This window comes from Candidatus Thiothrix sulfatifontis (genome assembly GCA_022828425.1).
Lineage (GTDB): Bacteria > Pseudomonadota > Gammaproteobacteria > Thiotrichales > Thiotrichaceae > Thiothrix > Thiothrix sulfatifontis.
On sequence record CP094685.1, the window covers coordinates 2,385,259 to 2,404,636 of the forward strand.

Genomic DNA, 19,378 nt, shown 5'->3' on the forward strand with positions numbered 1-19,378 from the left:
AAAATTAACGTTTATTTACATTAACTTAAATGTTATTTTATGATATTTTATAGTTTATACTATTACGTACTTAATAGTGCTTTGAACGGGGAAACACCATGAGTAATGTTGTCAAATTGCCTGAAACAGGCTCGCAGAACGGAATTGAGGTAGAAGACGCTCCGTCAGAATTTCCAATTCCTCACGAGGGTTGTTACTACGGAATAGCCGGGAAATTTGCCTTTGATGCTTGTCAGCAGTCCGAGGCCGATCCCATGGGGGTGCTCATTCACCTATTAACATGGGCGGGTGCTTATTTCGGCAACAAAGCGGTATTGCGTTTAGGAGATGTGGAAGCGCCACCACGTCTTTTTAGCGTGACAGCGAGTTCTGCCGGTGGTGGTAAAGGCACAGCAGCTTCCCCAGTAAGAAAATTAATGCATGACTATGTAAACGTGCAATTACGTAAGTTAGGTTTACCGTTGATATTGTACCGGGACGGGCCAATGTCGAGCGGGGAAGGGTTGGCATGGGCGGTACGTGATCCGGCGGATACGGATGATGAAGATGGCAACCCAACCGACAAAGGTGTTACCGACAAGCGCTTAATGATACTCGAAGAAGAATTCGCCGCTGTTCTGCAAGCAGCGCGTCGTGAAGGTAATACGGTCTCGGCTGCAATTCGTCGCTTTTGGGATACGGGTAACTTTTCTCCCTTGACTAAAAACAATCGCGTGACGGTCACGGATGCACATGTGTGTTTCGTAGGTCACATTACTTATGAAGAGTTGGTGAAGCGTTTGGAGCAAAGTGAATATGCCACTGCATTAGCCAGCCGCATTTTATGGATTTGTGTACGTCGCCCGAAAATTGTAGCCATTCCCGAAAGCATTCCTGTTGTCAAAATGTTGCACTACGCAGATGAAGTCGCCAAAGCCATTCAGTTTTCGAGCGACGTGAACGAATTAGCGCTTTCGCCTGAATCTTTGGAGTTATGGTCAACATTGGCACTGTCGTTAGCGAAAGTGAATTCACCCATGTCGGAACGCTCGCGTGTGCAAGTGTTACGCATCGCCTGCATTTTTGCCTTGCTGGATTGTACCGATCAAGTCAAGCCAAAACATTTACATGCCGCTACCCATATTTGGGATTACTGCCTTGGCAGCGTTGCATACATCTTTGAAGGTGAGCAAAACGAAGATGAAGGTAAAATCATCGCAGCGTTACGCAAACACGGCGGCCTAACTACAACACAGATCCGAGTCAACGTTTTTCAGCAAAATATCAAATCAGCGGCGATGAATACGTTGTTGAAATCGTTGGAAACACAAGGACGCATCAAACGTACAGTTAAACACCGTTCTGATGGTCGTAGTGGCAAGCCTGCTACGATTTTTGAACTTATCAGATACTAAGTAAGTAAACTACTTAAAAATAAAACCACTTAATTAGAAATTAAGTTATTGTATTTTATCAATTTTTATAATTTTACGTAAGTACGTTTATTTATTTATTTATTTATTTATTTATTTATTTTAAATAATTTAACTAGATTCTATAACTTCTGATAACTATTATTCTCGGAAGTTAGTTGAAGAGGTGATTAATGAACAATTTTCAGGCAATAGGTTTAACGTCGAGTGTACTTAGTGAAAACGTTCAACGTTTTGTGGTTGAAGCAACAAGCGCATCGACACGACGCGCTTATCGTGCTGATGTCAAGATATTCGTAACTTGGTGTGAAGAAAGGGGATTAGTAGCGATTCCTGCTACTGCAATAACGATAGCTGACTTTTTAGCAGGTCAAGCGCAAACAGGCATTTCACCATCGACGTTAAACCGTCGTATTGGAGCGATTCGTTATGCTCATGAAGCAGCAGGGTACGAAACGCCAACTACGAATAAATTGGTTAGTGTTACTTTAAAAGGTATTCGTCGCGCTAACAGAGTGCGAACACGCAAGAAAGCAGCAGCTACCGTGGATAAACTTTACCAAATGATAGCGCACTGTAATACCCAAACCTTACAGGGTAAGCGTGACAAGTTAATTTTGATCTTAGGGTTTGCAGGTGCATTTCGTCGTTCTGAATTGGTAGCGCTAACGGTTGCTGATATTGAAGAAGTACCGGATGGTTTGAAAATTTTGATACAAAAATCAAAAACAGACCAAGAGGGTGAAGGACATACCATTGCCATTTTAAATGGGCGGTTAAATGTTGTTGGTGTCCTCAAAGATTATTTAAAAGCAGCAAATCTTACTGAAGGCGCTATTTTTAGACCGATTACCAAATACGGTAAAATTCGCAAACAAACATTAACTGATCGTTCTGTAGCTGATATTGTGAAACGTTATGCAAAAGCAGCAGGCTTGAACGCAGAGGAGTTTAGTGGTCATAGCTTACGGTCAGGCTTCATCACCACCGCTGCTGAAGCTGGTGCTAATTTGTTTAAGATAATGGATATATCTCGGCACAAATCTATACAGACTGTACAAGGCTACGTAAGAAACGCTGAACTTTTTAAAAATCACGCTGGTAATAGCTTTTTATAAGAAAGTTGCCTCTTTCTTCTCTTGTGAAAGAGGCAACTAAATACATTAAAATCGAACTGTACAACTATTATTTTTGTGGCAATTGCACTCGAATATTCAGTTCACGTAATTGCTTAGCACTGACTTCAGCCGGTGCATCTGTCAATGGGCAAGCTGCGGTTTGTGTTTTAGGGAAAGCCATCACATCACGAATCGACTGACTACCTGTCATCAACATGATTAAGCGATCCAAACCAAATGCTAAGCCTCCGTGTGGAGGGCAACCGTACTTCAATGCGTTCAGTAGGAAACCAAATTTTTCTTGGGCTTCTTCATCAGAAATCCCCAGCAGTTTGAACACTGACTTCTGCATTTCCATATTATGGATACGCACAGAACCGCCACCAACCTCAGTACCGTTCAATACCATGTCGTAAGCGATAGACAATGCTTCCCCTGGATTTGCCAGCAATTCTTCGGGTGAGCCTTTTGGGGCAGTGAACGGGTGGTGCAAGGCGACCCAGCGGTTGTCTTTGTCATCCCATTCAAACATGGGGAAATCGACAACCCACAATGCCGCCCAAGCGCCTTCAATTAAACCGCGATCATGCCCCAGCTTTACCCGCAACGCGCCTAAAGCGTCATTCACCACGCGGGACTTGTCTGCGCCAAAGAAAATCAAATCGCCAGTTTGTGCGCTGGTACGTTCCATAATGCCAGTAACGGTTTCATCGGGTAGAAATTTGAGAATAGGGGATTGCAAACCGTCACGCCCAGCAGCGGCGTCATTCACTTTGATATAGGCCAAGCCTTTTGCGCCGTAACGCCCGACAAACGTGGTGTAATCGTCAATTTCTTTACGCGATAAATCGCCGCCTTTAGGTAAACGCATGGCAACGACACGGCTGTTAGGATCTTTTGCAGGGGCGGAGAAAACTTTGAATTCCACGCTTTCCATCAAATCACTGACTTCGATGAATTCCAGTGGAATACGCATATCCGGTTTATCAGAACCAAAGCGGTGCATGGCTTCGGAGTAGGGCATACGTGGCAGCGGATTAGGTAGCTCTACACCCAAGGTTTCCTTGAAGGTTGCCCGCATCATCTCTTCCATCAAGCCCATGATGGCATTGTCATCCATGAAGGAGGTTTCAATATCCAACTGAGTGAATTCAGGCTGACGGTCAGCGCGTAAGTCTTCATCACGGAAACAACGCGCAAACTGGTAGTAACGATCCATCCCTGACATCATCAGCAACTGTTTGAATAATTGCGGTGATTGAGGCAGGGCGAAGAATGAACCCGGATGGGTACGGCTAGGCACAAGGTAATCACGCGCTCCTTCAGGCGTTGCTTTGGTCAACATCGGAGTCTCGATATCAAGGAAGCCATTATCTTCGAGGAAGCGCCGTAAGAAGCCGGTGACTTTGGCGCGGGTTTGCATCCGCTTTTGCATTTCAGGGCGGCGCAGGTCGATATAACGGTAAGTTAAGCGGGTTTCTTCATTAACATTGTCTTCATCTAGCTGGAATGGCGGGGTTTCAGCCGCATTCAGAACATTCAGCTCCAGACCAAGGATCTCAATTTGCCCACTACGCAAATTGGCATTTTCCGTACCCGCAGGACGCTGACGGACTTTGCCAATGACTTGCAACACATATTCATTACGCGCTCTTTCAGCAGTTTGGAAAACATCGGCTCTGTCAGGGTCAAATACAACCTGCACTAAGCCTTCACGGTCACGTAAGTCGATAAAAATAACACCACCGTGATCACGGCGACGGTTGACCCATCCACACAAAGTTACTTGCTGATCTAGCAGGGCTTCATCCACCTGCCCACAATAATGGCTACGCATTGCTTATTCCTGTTGGTTTCAATCTGCCCCGATTTGTTATTTAAACCGGGAACATTGCAGTGTAAAGGCGGGAATGTTAAGCCCTGACAGCCTCATACGCAAGCGAGATACAGGAAAGCGAGGCAGGTTGTTACAAGGTGGAGAGTGTCGTACCCAGTGAGTAAACGTTTGCTTCTAAATCACCGCCAACGTGTTCGTATTCGCCCCGGAGCTGCCACTGATCGTTTAGCTTATACCCGGCACCAACACCCAATAAAATATTGGTGCCGCTCATGCCTGCTACTGGCAATCCAGTAACTCTGGCTTCTGCATCCCACGCCATAAATCCAGCTCTACCCGAAACCGATTTTTTATTATCAATCGCATATGTGCCGATAGTCGAAAGCGCTAAGCCGGAGCCATTAACCGTTGAATTTTCACCCGTGGTTGTATTGGTACCGTCGCTGGTGAATAAATCATAATACCCTCCTTCCACTGCGAGACTATCATTGAATTTGTACCCGGTTGCCATTTTATAGCCAGCACTGTCACAAGCTACACCTTGATAATCACATTCAGCCTCAGATTTAAGCAAGCTGAAACCTGCGTAAAACTGACCAGGCACAGTCTCATTCGCGGTAAAAATGTCTTGGGCTAAGCTTATTGACGGGGCAATACTCAAACTAAACAAACAGATCAAGTAGGAAATTTTCATGGGGGTTTCCTTTGTAAAAGCCCCGCTCAGATACGAGCAAGGGACTCACAATTAACAAATTAGAAAGTGGAAAAAGTCGCGCCTACTGAGTAAAGGTTGTTATTCAAACCATTGAAATGCTCAAGCTCGCCCCGTACTCCCCAGTTGTCACTGATTTTGTATTCGGCACCAGCACCCAAAGACAAATCAATACCATCAGTTGCGGTGGTTTGTACGATTGTAGTTGCACTTGCACCCACGTTTTGAACAGTAGCGGTTGTTTCTCTGTCCCACATGGTTAAGCCAGCTTTGCCAAACACGCTAAGTTCATCGGTGACAGGCGCGTTAGCAACGCCTGAGGCATTAAATCCCGTTGCTTGCGTGGTGAGACCGGCAGGATTAGCTACGGTATTGATGCGGGGAATGACGGGAATAACGCTTTCTGCGGAAGATTCGCCAAAATCAATATAGGCGCCTTCAATAGCCAAGTTTGGCGCGATTTCATAGCCGCCGAAAACTTTCCAAGCGCTAGGAGTAGGGCAGTCAATATTATCCAATAACAGCCCGGCTTGGTCAGCCACAGAATTACAGGTACTGTCGCTGGACTGCCCAATGCTTGCACCACCGTAAATAGCTCCAGTGCCATCTTCATCTGAAGGGCTGCTGTTACCAAAGAGAGAACCGCCAGCAAATACCGAAGAACTGGAAAATGCAGCAATAGCAGCTGCTACCAAAATAGATTTGTTCATAATGCTTGTACCTTTTATTGTTGTAATTAAGCAATCACAAACATTTTATTCTGGTCGATAGGTAAGAAGCAATGAGCGCTAGAGTGTTTCCGATGAGTGGCTTTGACCAAAAACCCCCTTCACTTAATAAGTAGGTGAAGGGGGTGCAATCGATTTATTTGCAAGCTGGGCAAGCACCCGTTCCGCACGCCGCAGACGGGGCGTCATTAGTTGCCAAATTTTTCTTATTGTTGCTTTTAAAGTCAGTTTCATACCAACCGCTACCACCTAGGCGGAATGCGGCAGCTGTTACTGTTTTTGCTAAAGTCGATGCGTGGCAAGCAGGGCAATCAGTCAGGGGCGCATCTGACATTTTTTGCAAAGCTTCCATTTCATGACCGCAGTGACTGCATTGATAAGCATAAATAGGCATATTGAGACTCCAGTCCGTGTATATTAGTGAACCGTGATAATAGGGGTGTACTTGCATGAATTCAATGAATCACGCTACATTCTTACCTCGTGAGAGCAAAGGAATGAAAAACATGCGTAATGTATTGATTACCGGGTGTTCCAGCGGCATTGGCTATTGCGTAGCAAAAGGCTTGCGTGAACGGGGTTATCAAGTTTTTGCTTCTGCACGCAAAGCGGAGGATGTCGAGCGCTTGGAGGCAGAGGGATTTAAAACGTTGCAATTGGATCTTGCTGATCCTGAAAGCGTACAGGACGCGGTATACGAGCTGATGCTGCGCACTAACAGCGAACTGTATGCGGTGTTTCATAATGGCGCTTACGGACAAGCAGGGGCGTTGGAAGACTTATCCCGGACGGCAATGGAACAACAGTTTGCGACCAATGTGTTTGGTTGGCATCAATTGACGACAATGGTTTTGCCGCTGTTACGCCAACGCAATGAAGGCCGAATTATCTACAACAGTTCGTTGCTAGGTTACGTAGCGTTACCGTTTCGCGGCGCATACAATGCCAGTAAATACGCGATAGAAGGCATGGCAGACACCTTGCGTTTGGAACTCGCGGATACCGACATTAAAGTGTGTTTGATTGAGCCAGGCCCGATTGAGAGCCGTTTCAGAGTCAATGCTTTGCAGTCACTGAAAGCGCATGTCAGCATTGATCAAAGTGTGCACCGTGCCAAATACCAAGGCGCAATTTCCCGTTTGGAAAAGGAAGAGCCAGCAGCACCGTTTACTTTGCCACCGGAAGCAGTGTTGGCGAAAGTCATTCATGCTTTAGAAAGCCCAAATCCCAAATCACGTTACCCGGTCACAGTACCTGCGCATCTTTTTTGGGTTTTGCGGCGAGTATTGCCGACACGTTGGTTAGATAGCATTTTATTACGCATTTCTAACAAGGAAAATCAATAGGTTGTCAACATTATGAACGAAACATTAGAATATTTATTTTTCACCCAAGACATTGCTGACCAATTTATTGCGGTATTGCACGAACATGATTTGCACTTTGAACGCGAGATCGAATCAATGCAGGGTGCTATTGTTCTAAAAATCGCCGAAGGGGTAGGCGATGATCTATGGGACACGCTGGACGATTTGTACGATGAACTCAGCGAAGCTGATCAAGCACTGGTAGAAGCGGGATTTGAACATGAAGAAAATAAAAGTACGGCTGGCATTTATCTGCAATTAGCAGGAGGGCATCAAACCATTGCGCAAGTTGACCCCGACGTTATGAGTCGAATGCTAACGGTCATTACGACTGAGGAAATGAACACTTTTGTGGATACGATTGTACGCAGTGTCGAAACACCGGATGATTCACCTATTTGCAAACGCTAAATTGTGTTTCTACATCATAGTTATTTACTGTATATCTACATAACACTTATATTATGTCAATTTGACATAATATGTATTATGCGAAATAAAGAACTACATGATGGTACCTTAACTAACATCTGTTAGATCTAATAAGCGGGGTTTGTAATGGGCTGTTTTAAGAGATCACCTAGCATTTCTTCAATGAATTGTTTGACGCGAAAACGGTGTTCCCCGGTAAATTGTAGGCCAACGCCAGGGCTTGTGCCACGCTGACCAATTCCAGGAGAAATCCATACAACCCGCCCCGGAATCAGCAATTTTTTACCATCTTCCACTAAACGCAGGTGCAACACGACTTCATCATGTAATCCAAATTTTTCGGTTGTTGGCACAAAAAGTCCACCATCTTTAATAAACGGCATGTAGTTGGCGTGCAACGCAGATTTTTCAGCAATAGCCATGGAGAGGCTGGCTGGATTGCCTTCCACTCTGGAATGTTTATGATGCGCCTGCTGGGTATCGTCCATTTAACGTAAACTTTAACTCTCTTTGAAACGACTAATGTTGTGCTTGCCACAATATTAGCATGGATTCTATAAACAAACGGGGGTTAAGGGGATGAGTGGATAATTTCTTAAGTTCAAGTAATTTATCGTACATGCTTAACAAACGGTGTGAATTTAACAAAGTATACAGGTTGTGTAATTCGCCGATTATTATGGTGCTGTCGTCACCAGCACGTTGTTTTAGTAGTGATTGTAGCCACGTAAACTGCCAATCTAACAACTGTACTTTGTCAAATTTCTCCCAATGTGCCGAAATCTCAGTGATATTACCCTGCCCCTGTAGGCATTGAGTTAAATGCGCTAACCACTGAGTGCGATGACTCAAAGTATCCGTAGAATCCAACGCTAAAGCCATTAATGGCCTACCCAACGCTGTTGCCAACAATGATTCAACAGGGTGTTGCAGGGTTTGTTGTTGCAGCCATGCCACGGATTGTTGATGCGTTGGCAATGGCAACCGAATCGCTAAGCACCGACTCCGAATTGTAGGCAATAATACAGCCGGATTTTCCGTCAATAGTAAGATATGAGTATCGGCAGCAGGTTCTTCTAATGATTTCAGCAAGCTATTGGCGGCATTGGCGTTCATACGTTCAGCAGGATGAATAATGACAGCACGACGCGGGCTGTAACTACGGCTCAAGTTCAAAAAATAGTTCAGCTCACGAATCTGATCTATTAGGATAGATTGCTTGTCATCCAATATGCCAACCGCCATAAAATCCGGGTGTGCCCCCGCTGCTTGCACCTTACAACTGCGGCATTCACCGCAGGCGCTGCCATCGCTGTCAGGGTTTAGACACAATAAACTGTTCGCTAATGCTGCAAGGAAACGCTCATTTCCGCACCCAGCTTCGCCGCTAAACAACAAAGCATGATGCAAGTGATTACTCACCCTAGCTTGTTGCAAGCGTTGCCATGCGGGTATTTGCCAAGGATAGATATTACTCACGCCTCTTTCTCAGCAACAATACGCGCCAACACCTGCTGCAATTGCTCCCGAACATTGACCCGTGCCTGAGCAGCTTGGATAGTAACGTAACGGTTTGGCATCTCCCCTGCCCTTTGCAAGTAGCCACTGCGAATACGCTCGAAAAACGCGGCGTGTTCTTGCTCAAAACGATCCGCCCGCCCCCGCGCTTTAGCTCTTGTCATGCCGGTTGTCACGTCAATATCAAACAAGATCACATAATCAGGGCGTAAATCGCCTTGTACCCACTGTTCTAAAGCAGCGATGCGTGATAGAGAAATGCCCCGTCCATAACCCTGATAAGCGTAGGTTGCATCAGTGAAACGGTCACAAACCACCCATTCACCGCGTGCCAAAGCCGGTAAAATTTTAGTTTGCAAATGTTCGTTTCGTGCCGCAAACATCAGCAGTAATTCGGTATCTGCATTCATCGTTGGCAATTCAGGAGACAACAATATTTCCCGGATCGCTTCCGCGACCTCCGTACCGCCCGGTTCGCGTGTCACCAATACCGTTTTACCTTGGGAACGCAAATAATCAGCTACCCACGGTACGTTAGTGCTCTTGCCAGCACCTTCGCCACCTTCTAACGTAATAAAAACACCGCGATTCATGGTTGTTGTTCCTTGATTTTATTGCGATTGATAATGTATTGACGCACGGCTTGGTTGTGTTCATCCAATGTTTCGGAGAAATGTGATGCGCCACCGGGCGTGGTCGCGACAAAATACAAGACTTTGGGATTGCCAGCCGGGTGCATCACCGCATCAATCGCCGCCTTGCTCGGTGTAGCAATCGGCGTTGGCGTCAAACCAGCACGGGTATAGGTGTTGTAAGGCGTATCGGTTTGCAAGTCGGTCTTGCGAATATTGCCATCGTATTTATCGCCTATGCCGTAAATTACGGTAGGATCGGTTTGCAACAACATGCCTTTTTCAAGACGGTTCAAAAACACTTTAGCTACTAACGGGCGTTCTTCTGGCAATCCGGTTTCTTTTTCCACAATAGAGGCTAAAATTAGCGCTTCGTAAGGGGTTTTGATATGCGGGTGTGGCTCGCGTCCCTCCCATGCGGTTTGCAAATAGGTTTGCATCGCCTTATAGCTGCGCTGCAAAAAAGCTATATCGCTGGTTTTGCGCGGAAAACTGTAGGTATCGGGATAAAACCACCCTTCTGGCGACATGCCGTCGGGCGCACCCAATTGACGCATAACCGCCTGTCCATCCGCATCACCCAGTGTTTGTTCGAGATTAGGATGTTTGCGTATATCTGCCAAAATATCTTTAAAGGTTTTGCCTTCCAAAATCGCCAATTGGTATTGCAACACCTGACCTGACACAAATTTTTGTAGCACTTCATCGGGTAGCATACCGGGTTCCAGTTGGTACTCCCCTGCTTTGATTTGCGCCGCTTTGTCCGTGATCCGTGCATGGGCGAAAAACAATAGTTCGTTTTCGATCAGCTTTTTATCTGCTAACTGTTTGGCAACTTGGCGAATATTGCTGCCAGGCTTAATTTCAAACAGGGCATTTTCTGGCGTGACTGCCAGCGGCGTTTCTTGAAAGCGTTGGTACTGATACCAAGCTAGAAATCCAACGGCAGCAATTGCAGTAATGAGTAACAGGCTGATTAATTTGAATAACAGTTTCATGCTAGTGTGTGTATTGCCGCCTGCAAATCCCTAAGCAATGGCGGTAGGGTGTACTGTTTGCCGGAAAATTCGCGTACAGGCCATAAACCAATCAGGGAATTGGTCATGAAGAGTGCGTGCGCCTGTTCAACGTCCTTCAGCGTTAAAGGGTGAATGTGGCATTGACTGCCGAATTTCTCAAGCGTTTGGATAATATATCGGCGCATTATGCCCGCAATACCGCATTGTGTTAAGTCGGGAGTACATATTGAGCCATCGGTACGCATCACAAACAGATTGCTCATGGTGCCCTCGATGACATTGCCGTGATAATCGCAGACCAGCCCTTCCTGATAATCGCTTCCAAATTCTGCTCTTGCCAACACTTGTTCCAAACGGTTCAGGTGCTTGAAACCCGCTAAACGCGGCTGGTGTGCCAAGCGGGTTTCACACAAGGTCAGGCGGATGCCTTGCTCGGCGTAACTTGCCGGGTAGTTTGCCCAAACGGATAATTGCAGAATGCGTGTTGGTTCAGCCGTGGTTTGCGGATTATAACCACGTTGCCCCGCGCCGCGCGTCACGATCAATTTCAGGGCTGCACGTTCCTGCGCAACACAGGCAGCCAGTATTTCCGCACGGAACGCTTCAAAATGTGGAAAGCTGATGTTCAAGGCTTGCAAACCGACACTCAGGCGTTGCAAATGCCAGTCGAGCAATTGCGGTTTACCTTGTTGCACACCAATGGTTTCCCAAACACCATCACCGTACAGCAAACCCCGATCAGTGACCGGCAAATGCGTGGCGATGTCACCATTAACCCATATCATGACCAAGTGCCCGCAATAACCCCCGCGCTTTGTGGCGGGTTTCCTTGAGTTCGTTGGGGGCAACCGAATCCATGACGATGCCAGCACCCGTGCGAAATTGTAACTGTTTGCCTTGCAGTGTCATGGTGCGAATCAGGATATTCAAGTCCATATCGCCGTTGTGATTCAGATAGCCGACCGAGCCGGTGTAAGCGCCTCTGCCAACCTGTTCCAGTTCGGCGATGATTTCCATACAGCGCACTTTGGGGCAGCCAGTAATCGTGCCACCGGGGAATACCGCGCGGATTATTTGCCCAGGTGTCATGCCTTCCCGCAAGGTTCCCTGAATATTGGAAACAATGTGGTGGACGTGTTGATAGCTTTCCACCACCATTAATTCGTCGACCTTGACCGTGCCGTATTCACAGATCCGCCCCAGATCGTTACGCTCCAAATCAATGAGCATAATGTGTTCAGCACGTTCTTTGGGGTGTGCAATCAGCTCTTCCAACAAAGCTTGATCACGTTCAGGGCCAGCACCGCGTGGACGTGTACCCGCAATTGGACGCGTATCCACCCTGCCCGCTTGCACTCTGACCAAACGTTCTGGCGAGGAACTTATCACCGCAAATTCGCCGAAATCGGCAAGACAGGCAAACGGTGCGGGGTTGGTTTTGCGTAACAAGCGGTAAACGTCAGCAGCAGAATGTTCCGACTGTACATCACCACGCCATACACGCGATAAATTCACCTGAAACACATCCCCCGCCGCAATGTAATTACGAATACGCTCAACCCCAGCGGTAAATTGTTCTGGCAAGTCTTCGGAAATTCGCACCTGTAGAGACGCAAAATCTTGCGTCTCTACGTTCGTTGCTGCCATGTCTGTCTGTATTTCAGCAAAAGCTTCGGCAAACTCCTCCTCAGCTACAACGATCGTCTCACCACGTAAATGATCTACGATCACCGCTGCTGGGATACGTACTGCTAATGCAATTGGTAAACCTGCTGGCGTGTCCGGCAATTCCAACGTCGGCTCCAATTGCCCAACCAGCTCATACCCCAAATAAAGAAACCATCCACCTCGAAAAGGCAATGTGTGCGCAAGGGCAGTTAGTGAACTGCCCCTACCTGCTTCTGCCCAGGCAACATCTAGGCGCTCACAAAAACTGGTTTCTGCCAAACTATCCAGACGAATGCTTTCCTGCGGGAACGCAAACAGCAAGCTGTAACGGGATAGTGGGGATGTGGCGACACTTTCCAGCAGGAAAGGATAACGGACGGGATTTTGTGAATGCAGGGCGAGTAAATCGTACTCGCCCTTGAAAGTTTGCGTATGCAATCAGAGTTTCTTGAAAATCAACGTTCCGTTCGTGCCACCAAAGCCAAACGAGTTGCTCATGGCAACCGTGACAGCGGTTTCGCGGGCAACGTTTGGCACATAGTCCAAATCGCACTCAGGATCCTGGTTATCCATATTGATCGTCGGCGGCAGAATTTGATCACGGATAGCTAATACACTAAACACCGCTTCAATACCACCCGCAGCACCCAGCAAATGCCCGGTCATCGACTTGGTGGAACTGACCGCCACTTTGTAAGCATAATCGCCCAGCGCACGTTTCACCGCCATCGTTTCCGCTTTATCACCAGCCGGTGTTGATGTGCCGTGTGCGTTGACGTAATCAATATCCGTCGTATTCAAACCTGCATCTTTCATGGCATTCACCATGCAGCGTGCTGCACCTTCGCCGCCTTCGGATGGCGTGGTCATGTGGTAAGCATCGCTGCTCATACCGTAGCCGACCAGTTCGCAGTAAATCCGAGCGCCGCGTTTTTTCGCAAATTCGTATTCTTCCAGCACCAAAACGCCTGCGCCGTCACCGAGTACGAAACCGTCACGATCCTTATCCCACGGGCGGCTGGCCGCTTCAGGGTCATCATTGCGGGTAGACAATGCGCGCGCTGCCGCAAAACCACCGATACCTAACGGGGTTGAACCCATTTCAGCACCACCGGCAACCATGACATCTGCATCGCCGTAAGAAATCATCCGTGCTGCATCACCGATACTGTGAGTCGCAGTAGCACACGCCGACACGATAGACATATTTGGGCCTTTCAAGCCAAACATGATGGAAAGATTACCCGCCACCATATTGATAATACTAGCAGGCACGAAGAAAGGGGAAATCTTCCGCGCCCCGCCATTGAGGAAGGTCGCATAATTGCGCTCAATAGTATCCAATCCACCAATCCCTGATCCCATCAGTACACCAATGCGTTCCGCATTTTCTTCGGTGACTTCCAAACCAGAGTCGCGAATCGCCTCAACGCCCGCACCGATGCCGTAATGGATAAATTTATCCATTTTTTTCTGATCTTTAGGCTTGATGTAATCGTCAGCATTGAAGCCTTTGACGTTACCAGCGATTTGCACACTGAAAGCACTGGTATCGAACAGGTCAGGACTAATACGGTTAATCCCGCTGCGACCAGCTTTGATATTGTCCCATGCTGTTTCCAGCTTGGAACCCACAGGTGAAACAATACCGAGACCTGTTACTACTACACGTCGTTTAGACAAACTTATGCCCCTATTTCATCGTGATACACAGATAAACCGCAACCTTAAGCTGCGGTTTATCAAGCAAGAACTTACTTTTGTGGCTGAGCTTTGATGTAATCAATAGCAGCTTGCACAGTGGTAATCTTTTCTGCGTCTTCATCAGGGATTTCAGCGCCGAATTCTTCTTCCAGTGCCATAACCAGTTCAACGGTGTCCAGAGAATCCGCGCCCAGATCGTCAATGAAAGAAGATGAATTTTTCACTTCAGCTTCATCAACGCCTAATTGTTCAACAACGATTTTCTTGACGCGCTCTTCTATATCGCTCATGGTTTTGTATTCCTCGTAAATAAAAAGTATTGGTAGCGGTAGGCTATTGTATTTAAAACCCGTGCATCATACCAGCAGGTTTAAGCCATATACATACCACCGTTGACATGAATTGTCTCGCCTGTGATGTATGCGCCCAAGGGGGACGCTAAAAACAACACAGTACCAGCAATTTCATTGGGTTGCCCTAAGCGGCTTAGTGGGATATTTTGCAGCAAATGACTGCGCTGCTCTTCGGACAATTCGCGAGTCATATCCGTATCAATGAAGCCCGGCGCAACCACGTTCACCGTAATATTGCGTGAACCGATTTCGCGAGCCAGTGATTTGGAAAATCCAACCAAACCGGCTTTGGCGGCTGCGTAATTGGTTTGCCCCGGATTCCCGGACGCACCCACCACGGATGAAATCGAGATAATGCGCCCTTTTTTAGCTTTGGTCATGCCGCGCATACATGCTTTGCTCATGCGGTACACCGATGTCAGATTGGTCGCAATAATGTCATCCCATTCCTCATCTTTCATGCGCATCAGCAGGTTATCGCGGGTAATGCCAGCATTATTCACCAACACACTGATACTGCCGAACTCGCCTGTCACCGCTTTAGTGAGGGATTCGATGGAATCTTTGTCGGCGACATTCAACACCATCCCTTTGCCAGCAATACCCGCAGCAGCCAAATAGGCAGAAATGGCTTCTGCGCCTTTTTCACTGGTCGCCGTACCAACAATCGTTGCGCCCGCTTTGCCTAGCATTTCTGCAATGCTACGTCCGATACCTCGGCTTGCGCCGGTGACTAGGGTGATTTCACCCTGTAGACTGATGAGTGAATCCATTACGCTCCCGCCTCCTCACAAAGTTTTAATGCTTCTTCCAATGTTTTGCTATCCAAAATGCACACGGCATTGAGTTTGCGGTCAATCCGTTTATTCAAACCAGTCAACACCTTGCCGGGGCCAAACTCGACAGCCGCCGTCGCACCGTAAGTATTCTGTAAGGCTTGAATCGTATCAACCCAACGCACCGGGCGATAGAGTTGTTGCTCTAAAGCGCTACGCATGGCATCCGCCGTAGTACGCGCTACCGCATCGACGTTATGCAGCACGGGAATTTGCGCCGTGTTAAGCGTAGTAACGGCTAACTGACTTGCTAATTGGGTCGCGGCAGGTAACATCAGCGCACAATGAGACGGCACACTCACCGACAATTTGATGGCTTTTTTCGCTCCCATCTCGGTTGCCACTTGAATGGCGCGATCAATTGCAGCCGCATTTCCCGCAATTACAACTTGCCCCGGTGAATTGAAATTCACTGCTTCAACCACTTCGCCTTGAGCGGCTTGCGCACAAGCGGCTACAATTTGTGCATCATCCAACCCTAAAATCGCTGCCATTGCGCCGTCACCGTCTGCCACTGCCGATTGCATCAGACGGGCGCGTTCTGCAACTAAAGCTACCGCATCTGTAAAACTCAACACACCTGCCGCCACCAGTGCGGAATATTCACCCAAACTATGACCCGCTAACGCAACAGGTTGACAACCACCTTGTTTCAGCCAAACACGCCAAACAGCGACGCCAGCAGCCAACATTAACGGCTGAGTATTTTCAGTGCTATTGAGCGCGGCTTCAGGCCCTGCTTGCGCCAATAGCCACAAATCGCGCCCTAATACGGCGGAAGCTTCTTGGAAAGTGTCACGCACTTCCCCAAAGTCTGCGCTCAAGGTTGCCAACATACCGAGTGACTGCGAACCTTGCCCCGGAAAAATACCCGCAATGGTCATGTGTTTTACTGCTCCCGCGTGAAAAATTGTTCTATCCTAATAAAATTACGTTGCCATGAAAACTGTCAAATCGAGAAATCCAAAAAAGAACTTGTCATATGGCGCGTGGCAAGGATAATACGTCGTTTGGTACACCTTAGTATTTAGTGAGATTATGGCGAAAGAAGATTATATTGAAATGGAAGGTATTGTGCAGGAAACCCTGCCAAACACAACTTTCCGCGTTGAATTAGACAACGGTCACGTGGTGAATGCTCACATTTCCGGCCGTATGCGTAAAAACTACATCCGTATTTTGACTGGCGACCGCGTTACCGTACAGCTCACCCCTTACGACCTCACCAAAGGCCGCATCAGTTACCGCAACAAATAAAAATGCGCCCCGCAGGGCGCATCGTGTCTCCGTTTCCCGATAATGCTCAGGCTGGTACGGCTTCCGTGCCGTGCATTTCGACCACCAGCCCTCCAGCATCTGCCGATACTTCCACCCGACCACCCTGGCTGAGTTCGCCAAACAGAATGGCGTCTGCCAGTGGTTTTTTAATGTGCTCTTGAATCACCCGCTCCATTGGACGTGCGCCCATTAAGCGATCGTAGCCTTTATCCGCTAACCAACGCCGAGCCGCTTCATCAACCACCAGTACCACCTTCTTCGGCTCCAATTGTGCTTCCAGTTTGATGATGAATTTATCCACTACCGAAGACACCACTTCAGCCGTCAGCGGGTTAAACTGAATCACCGCATCCAAACGGTTGCGGAATTCGGGTGAGAAGGTGCGATTAACCGCTTCGGTCGCATCCAAGGTGTGATCTTGCACGGTGAAACCGAGCGATTTACGGCTGATATTCTCCGCCCCTGCGTTACTGGTCATGATCAGAATCACATTGCGGAAGTCGATCTTGCGCCCGTTCGCATCGGTCAGTGTGCCGTGATCCATTACTTGCAGCAGGATGTTGAAAATATCAGGGTGGGCTTTTTCAATTTCATCCAGCAACAATACCGCGTGCGGGTGTTTATTAATCGCATCGGTGAGCAAACCGCCTTCGTCATAACCCACATAGCCCGGCGGCGCACCAATCAGGCGTGAAACCGTGTGACGTTCCATGTATTCGGACATATCAAAGCGCAGCAATTCAATTCCCAAACGTAATGCTAATTGCTTAGAAACTTCGGTCTTCCCTACCCCGGTTGGCCCTGCAAACATGAAGGAACCAATCGGTTTAGTATCATCACGCAAGCCAGAACGCGCCATTTTGATAGCAGCGGTTAATTGCTCAACCGCTTTGTCTTGCCCGAAGATAACCATTTTCAGGTCACGTTCCAAATTGCGCAAAGTATGCATATCCGAAGTGGACACCGACTTGGGTGGAATCCGCGCAATTTTTGCCACGATGTCTTCAATATCGGTGACATTGATGGTTTTTTTGCGAGAAGCTGCCGGTTGCAATTGACGGTTAGCGCCTGCTTCGTCAATCACATCAATGGCTTTGTCGGGTAAATGCCGGTCATTGATGTATTTAGCTGCCAGCTCTGCCGCCGCCTTGAGCGCAGGCTGGGTATAACGCACATTGTGATGTGCCTCAAACCGTGATTTCAAGCCCTTGAGGATTTCAATGGTTTCTTCTACTGATGGCTCATTGATGTCGATTTTCTGGAAACGTCGCGCCAAGGCACGGTCTTTCTCGAAAATGGTATGGTATTCCTGAAAGGTAGTGGAACCAATGCATTTGAGTTCGCCCGATGACAGTACCGGCTTAATGAGGTTGGAAGCATCCATCGTGCCACCGGAAGTTGCGCCCGCCCCAATAATCGTGTGAATTTCGTCAATGAACAGCACCGCGTGCGGCTCGTTCTTGATTTGCTTCAACACGGCTTTCAGGCGTTTCTCAAAATCCCCTCGGTATTTGGTGCCCGCCAGCAACGACCCCATGTCCAAGGAGTAAATCACCGCATCAGCAAGAATTTCCGGCACTTCGCCATCCACAATGCGTTTGGCTAGACCTTCGGCAATCGCGGTTTTGCCAACGCCTGCTTCGCCAACCAACAATGGATTGTTCTTTCGACGACGGCACAACACTTGAATGGTGCGTTCGATTTCGAGATCGCGCCCAATTAAGGGATCGATTTTGCCTTCTAATGCCATCTCATTCAGATTGCTGGCGTATTTTTCCAACGGTTTGCCATTATCATTGGTATCAGAGTCGTTATCCGCTTGATTGCCAGATGACTGCGATGAATTGTCGTCAGGATTTTTGCCTTTAGACGCTTCAGGCTGATGGTCTTTGCGGATACCGTGGGAGATGAAATTAATAATATCCAAGCGCGTCACATCATGCCGTGACAGAAAGTACACCGAATGAGAGTCCGGCTCACCGAAAATAGCCACCAAAATAGCATCACCAGTCACCTCACCCTTGCGCGAAGTTTGGGCACTGTATATGGCGCGGTGGATAACGCGTTGAAAACCCAAAGTAGGTTGTACATCACGCGAGGAATCATTATCAGGAACCAGTGGGGTGTTTTCATCCACAAACATTTCCAGTTCACGGCGTAACTGCGGAATGTCCACGGAACAGGCACGCAATGCCTCTGCCGCACTGGGGTTATCCAGCATAATCAGTAACAAATGTTCAACGGTGACGAATTCGTAACGGCGGCTACGGGCATCGCTGTACAGCGTATTGATTGAATATTCTACTTCAGCGCTCAACATAAAACTTATGCCTCTTCCATTGTACACAGCAAAGGATGTTGATATTCCCGCGCAAACCGGCTGACTTGTGCCACTTTGGTTTCCGCTATATCACGAGTATAGACCCCACAAATGCCTTTGCCACGTGTATGTACGTGCAACATGATGCGAGTCGCGTTTTCGTGATCCATATCGAAGAAGGTTTGCAGCACTTCAACTACAAAGTCCATCGGTGTGAAATCATCATTTAATAGTATAACTTTAAAGCGGGGGGGTTCTTTCACCTCTGGGCGGGATTCCTGTACCGCTACACCGGAATCCTGACCGTTACCGTGATCTTCTTTGTGTTTTTGCGCCATACCTAATTTACCTTGCCCCAAGCTTACGGGTTTTGATGCTAATGTTATAAACGGTTTGACCGTTCGCTGTCACTATTCCCTGCATAGATTGGTGTAACTTCTCGAA

21 protein-coding genes are annotated in these 19,378 nt (G+C 47.7%); 5 read left to right on the forward strand and 16 right to left on the reverse strand.

The window, feature by feature from the left end; translation table 11 throughout:
* Positions 1-98: 98 nt before the first annotated feature.
* Positions 99-1,394 (forward strand): hypothetical protein, encoded by a 1,296-nt coding sequence (locus tag L3K52_11955; GenBank protein UOG90909.1) that lies wholly within the window; start codon positions 99-101, stop codon positions 1,392-1,394.
* 191 nt (positions 1,395-1,585) lie between these two features.
* Complete coding sequence (locus tag L3K52_11960; GenBank protein ID UOG90910.1) at positions 1,586-2,530, forward strand: tyrosine-type recombinase/integrase; 945 nt, start codon at positions 1,586-1,588, stop codon at positions 2,528-2,530.
* Positions 2,531-2,597: 67 nt separating this feature from the next.
* Here the strand turns inward: L3K52_11960 and aspS are convergent, their stop codons facing one another.
* The 4 genes from aspS to L3K52_11980 all read right to left on the reverse strand — a co-directional run bounded on the left by aspS (position 2,598) and on the right by L3K52_11980 (position 6,201).
* The gene (gene aspS, locus L3K52_11965) at positions 2,598-4,367 is read right to left on the reverse strand and encodes an aspartate--tRNA ligase (protein UOG90911.1); all 1,770 of its coding nucleotides are present in this window, start codon (positions 4,365-4,367) and stop codon (positions 2,598-2,600) included.
* A gap of 130 nt (positions 4,368-4,497) precedes the next feature.
* Positions 4,498-5,061 (reverse strand): porin family protein, encoded by a 564-nt coding sequence (locus L3K52_11970; protein ID UOG90912.1) that lies wholly within the window; start codon positions 5,059-5,061, stop codon positions 4,498-4,500.
* A gap of 59 nt (positions 5,062-5,120) precedes the next feature.
* Complete coding sequence (locus L3K52_11975) at positions 5,121-5,789, reverse strand: outer membrane beta-barrel protein (protein ID UOG90913.1); 669 nt, start codon at positions 5,787-5,789, stop codon at positions 5,121-5,123.
* 154 nt (positions 5,790-5,943) lie between these two features.
* Positions 5,944-6,201 (reverse strand): zinc ribbon domain-containing protein, encoded by a 258-nt coding sequence (locus L3K52_11980; protein UOG90914.1) that lies wholly within the window; start codon positions 6,199-6,201, stop codon positions 5,944-5,946.
* Positions 6,202-6,313: 112 nt separating this feature from the next.
* Here L3K52_11980 and L3K52_11985 point away from each other — a divergent pair, with 112 nt between their 5' ends.
* Together L3K52_11985 and L3K52_11990 are read left to right on the forward strand one after the other, a co-directional pair.
* The gene (locus L3K52_11985; GenBank protein ID UOG90915.1) at positions 6,314-7,153 is read left to right on the forward strand and encodes an SDR family oxidoreductase; all 840 of its coding nucleotides are present in this window, start codon (positions 6,314-6,316) and stop codon (positions 7,151-7,153) included.
* Between the two features lie 12 nt (positions 7,154-7,165).
* On the forward strand, positions 7,166-7,585 hold the full coding sequence (locus L3K52_11990; protein UOG90916.1) for a hypothetical protein: 420 nt from the start codon (positions 7,166-7,168) through the stop codon (positions 7,583-7,585).
* A 128-nt stretch (positions 7,586-7,713) separates the two neighbouring features.
* Here the strand turns inward: L3K52_11990 and L3K52_11995 are convergent, their stop codons facing one another.
* From L3K52_11995 to fabD, 10 genes are all read right to left on the reverse strand, one after another.
* On the reverse strand, positions 7,714-8,094 hold the full coding sequence (locus tag L3K52_11995; protein UOG90917.1) for a PilZ domain-containing protein: 381 nt from the start codon (positions 8,092-8,094) through the stop codon (positions 7,714-7,716).
* Between the two features lie 31 nt (positions 8,095-8,125).
* Positions 8,126-9,085 carry a DNA polymerase III subunit delta' gene (gene holB, locus L3K52_12000; protein ID UOG90918.1) on the reverse strand — a complete coding sequence of 320 codons (960 nt, stop codon included), beginning with the start codon at positions 9,083-9,085 and terminating at the stop codon, positions 8,126-8,128.
* A complete protein-coding gene (gene tmk, locus L3K52_12005; GenBank protein ID UOG90919.1) occupies positions 9,082-9,717 on the reverse strand; it encodes a dTMP kinase in 636 nt (211 codons plus the stop codon). Before tmk ends, holB begins: the two co-directional genes overlap by 4 nt.
* Complete coding sequence (gene mltG, locus L3K52_12010) at positions 9,714-10,754, reverse strand: endolytic transglycosylase MltG (GenBank protein UOG90920.1); 1,041 nt, start codon at positions 10,752-10,754, stop codon at positions 9,714-9,716. Before mltG ends, tmk begins: the two co-directional genes overlap by 4 nt.
* Positions 10,751-11,560: an aminodeoxychorismate lyase gene (gene pabC, locus L3K52_12015; GenBank protein ID UOG90921.1), complete on the reverse strand. Its 810-nt coding sequence runs from the start codon at positions 11,558-11,560 to the stop codon at positions 10,751-10,753. Before pabC ends, mltG begins: the two co-directional genes overlap by 4 nt.
* Positions 11,547-12,881, reverse strand: a complete 1,335-nt coding sequence (locus L3K52_12020; GenBank protein ID UOG90922.1) for an aminodeoxychorismate synthase component I — start codon at positions 12,879-12,881, stop codon at positions 11,547-11,549. The genes pabC and L3K52_12020 overlap by 14 nt, the downstream gene beginning before the upstream one ends.
* On the reverse strand, positions 12,882-14,126 hold the full coding sequence (gene fabF / locus L3K52_12025; GenBank protein UOG90923.1) for a beta-ketoacyl-ACP synthase II: 1,245 nt from the start codon (positions 14,124-14,126) through the stop codon (positions 12,882-12,884).
* A 71-nt stretch (positions 14,127-14,197) separates the two neighbouring features.
* Positions 14,198-14,437 carry an acyl carrier protein gene (acpP, locus tag L3K52_12030; GenBank protein ID UOG90924.1) on the reverse strand — a complete coding sequence of 80 codons (240 nt, stop codon included), beginning with the start codon at positions 14,435-14,437 and terminating at the stop codon, positions 14,198-14,200.
* A gap of 80 nt (positions 14,438-14,517) precedes the next feature.
* Positions 14,518-15,273, reverse strand: coding sequence for a 3-oxoacyl-ACP reductase FabG (fabG, locus tag L3K52_12035; protein ID UOG90925.1), 756 nt, complete (start codon positions 15,271-15,273; stop codon positions 14,518-14,520).
* A complete protein-coding gene (fabD, locus tag L3K52_12040) occupies positions 15,273-16,220 on the reverse strand; it encodes an ACP S-malonyltransferase (protein UOG90926.1) in 948 nt (315 codons plus the stop codon). Before fabD ends, fabG begins: the two co-directional genes overlap by 1 nt.
* Before the next feature lie 154 nt (positions 16,221-16,374).
* On the opposite strand from fabD, the gene infA reads away from it, so the two are divergent.
* Positions 16,375-16,593, forward strand: a complete 219-nt coding sequence (infA, locus tag L3K52_12045; GenBank protein UOG90927.1) for a translation initiation factor IF-1 — start codon at positions 16,375-16,377, stop codon at positions 16,591-16,593.
* A 46-nt stretch (positions 16,594-16,639) separates the two neighbouring features.
* On the opposite strand, the gene clpA is transcribed toward infA, so the two are convergent.
* Both clpA and clpS read right to left on the reverse strand, forming a co-directional pair.
* On the reverse strand, positions 16,640-18,934 hold the full coding sequence (gene clpA, locus L3K52_12050) for an ATP-dependent Clp protease ATP-binding subunit ClpA (protein UOG90928.1): 2,295 nt from the start codon (positions 18,932-18,934) through the stop codon (positions 16,640-16,642).
* A 5-nt stretch (positions 18,935-18,939) separates the two neighbouring features.
* On the reverse strand, positions 18,940-19,272 hold the full coding sequence (gene clpS / locus L3K52_12055) for an ATP-dependent Clp protease adapter ClpS (protein UOG90929.1): 333 nt from the start codon (positions 19,270-19,272) through the stop codon (positions 18,940-18,942).
* Between the last annotated feature and the right edge of the window lie 106 nt (positions 19,273-19,378).

Bases quoted from the DNA above. Each gene is read 5' to 3' on its own strand.
- L3K52_11955 (UOG90909.1), top strand. From the start codon at position 99: ATGAGTAATGTTGTCAAATTGCCTGAAACAGGCTCGCAGAACGGAATT.
- L3K52_11960 (UOG90910.1), top strand. From the start codon at position 1,586: ATGAACAATTTTCAGGCAATAGGTTTAACGTCGAGTGTACTTAGTGAA.
- aspS (UOG90911.1), bottom strand. From the start codon at position 4,367: ATGCGTAGCCATTATTGTGGGCAGGTGGATGAAGCCCTGCTAGATCAG.
- L3K52_11970 (UOG90912.1), bottom strand. From the start codon at position 5,061: ATGAAAATTTCCTACTTGATCTGTTTGTTTAGTTTGAGTATTGCCCCG.
- L3K52_11975 (UOG90913.1), bottom strand. From the start codon at position 5,789: ATGAACAAATCTATTTTGGTAGCAGCTGCTATTGCTGCATTTTCCAGT.
- L3K52_11980 (UOG90914.1), bottom strand. From the start codon at position 6,201: ATGCCTATTTATGCTTATCAATGCAGTCACTGCGGTCATGAAATGGAA.
- L3K52_11985 (UOG90915.1), top strand. From the start codon at position 6,314: ATGCGTAATGTATTGATTACCGGGTGTTCCAGCGGCATTGGCTATTGC.
- L3K52_11990 (UOG90916.1), top strand. From the start codon at position 7,166: ATGAACGAAACATTAGAATATTTATTTTTCACCCAAGACATTGCTGAC.
- L3K52_11995 (UOG90917.1), bottom strand. From the start codon at position 8,094: ATGGACGATACCCAGCAGGCGCATCATAAACATTCCAGAGTGGAAGGC.
- tmk (UOG90919.1), bottom strand. From the start codon at position 9,717: ATGAATCGCGGTGTTTTTATTACGTTAGAAGGTGGCGAAGGTGCTGGC.
- mltG (UOG90920.1), bottom strand. From the start codon at position 10,754: ATGAAACTGTTATTCAAATTAATCAGCCTGTTACTCATTACTGCAATT.
- pabC (UOG90921.1), bottom strand. From the start codon at position 11,560: ATGATATGGGTTAATGGTGACATCGCCACGCATTTGCCGGTCACTGAT.
- acpP (UOG90924.1), bottom strand. From the start codon at position 14,437: ATGAGCGATATAGAAGAGCGCGTCAAGAAAATCGTTGTTGAACAATTA.
- fabG (UOG90925.1), bottom strand. From the start codon at position 15,273: ATGGATTCACTCATCAGTCTACAGGGTGAAATCACCCTAGTCACCGGC.
- fabD (UOG90926.1), bottom strand. From the start codon at position 16,220: ATGACCATTGCGGGTATTTTTCCGGGGCAAGGTTCGCAGTCACTCGGT.
- infA (UOG90927.1), top strand. From the start codon at position 16,375: ATGGCGAAAGAAGATTATATTGAAATGGAAGGTATTGTGCAGGAAACC.
- clpA (UOG90928.1), bottom strand. From the start codon at position 18,934: ATGTTGAGCGCTGAAGTAGAATATTCAATCAATACGCTGTACAGCGAT.
- clpS (UOG90929.1), bottom strand. From the start codon at position 19,272: ATGGCGCAAAAACACAAAGAAGATCACGGTAACGGTCAGGATTCCGGT.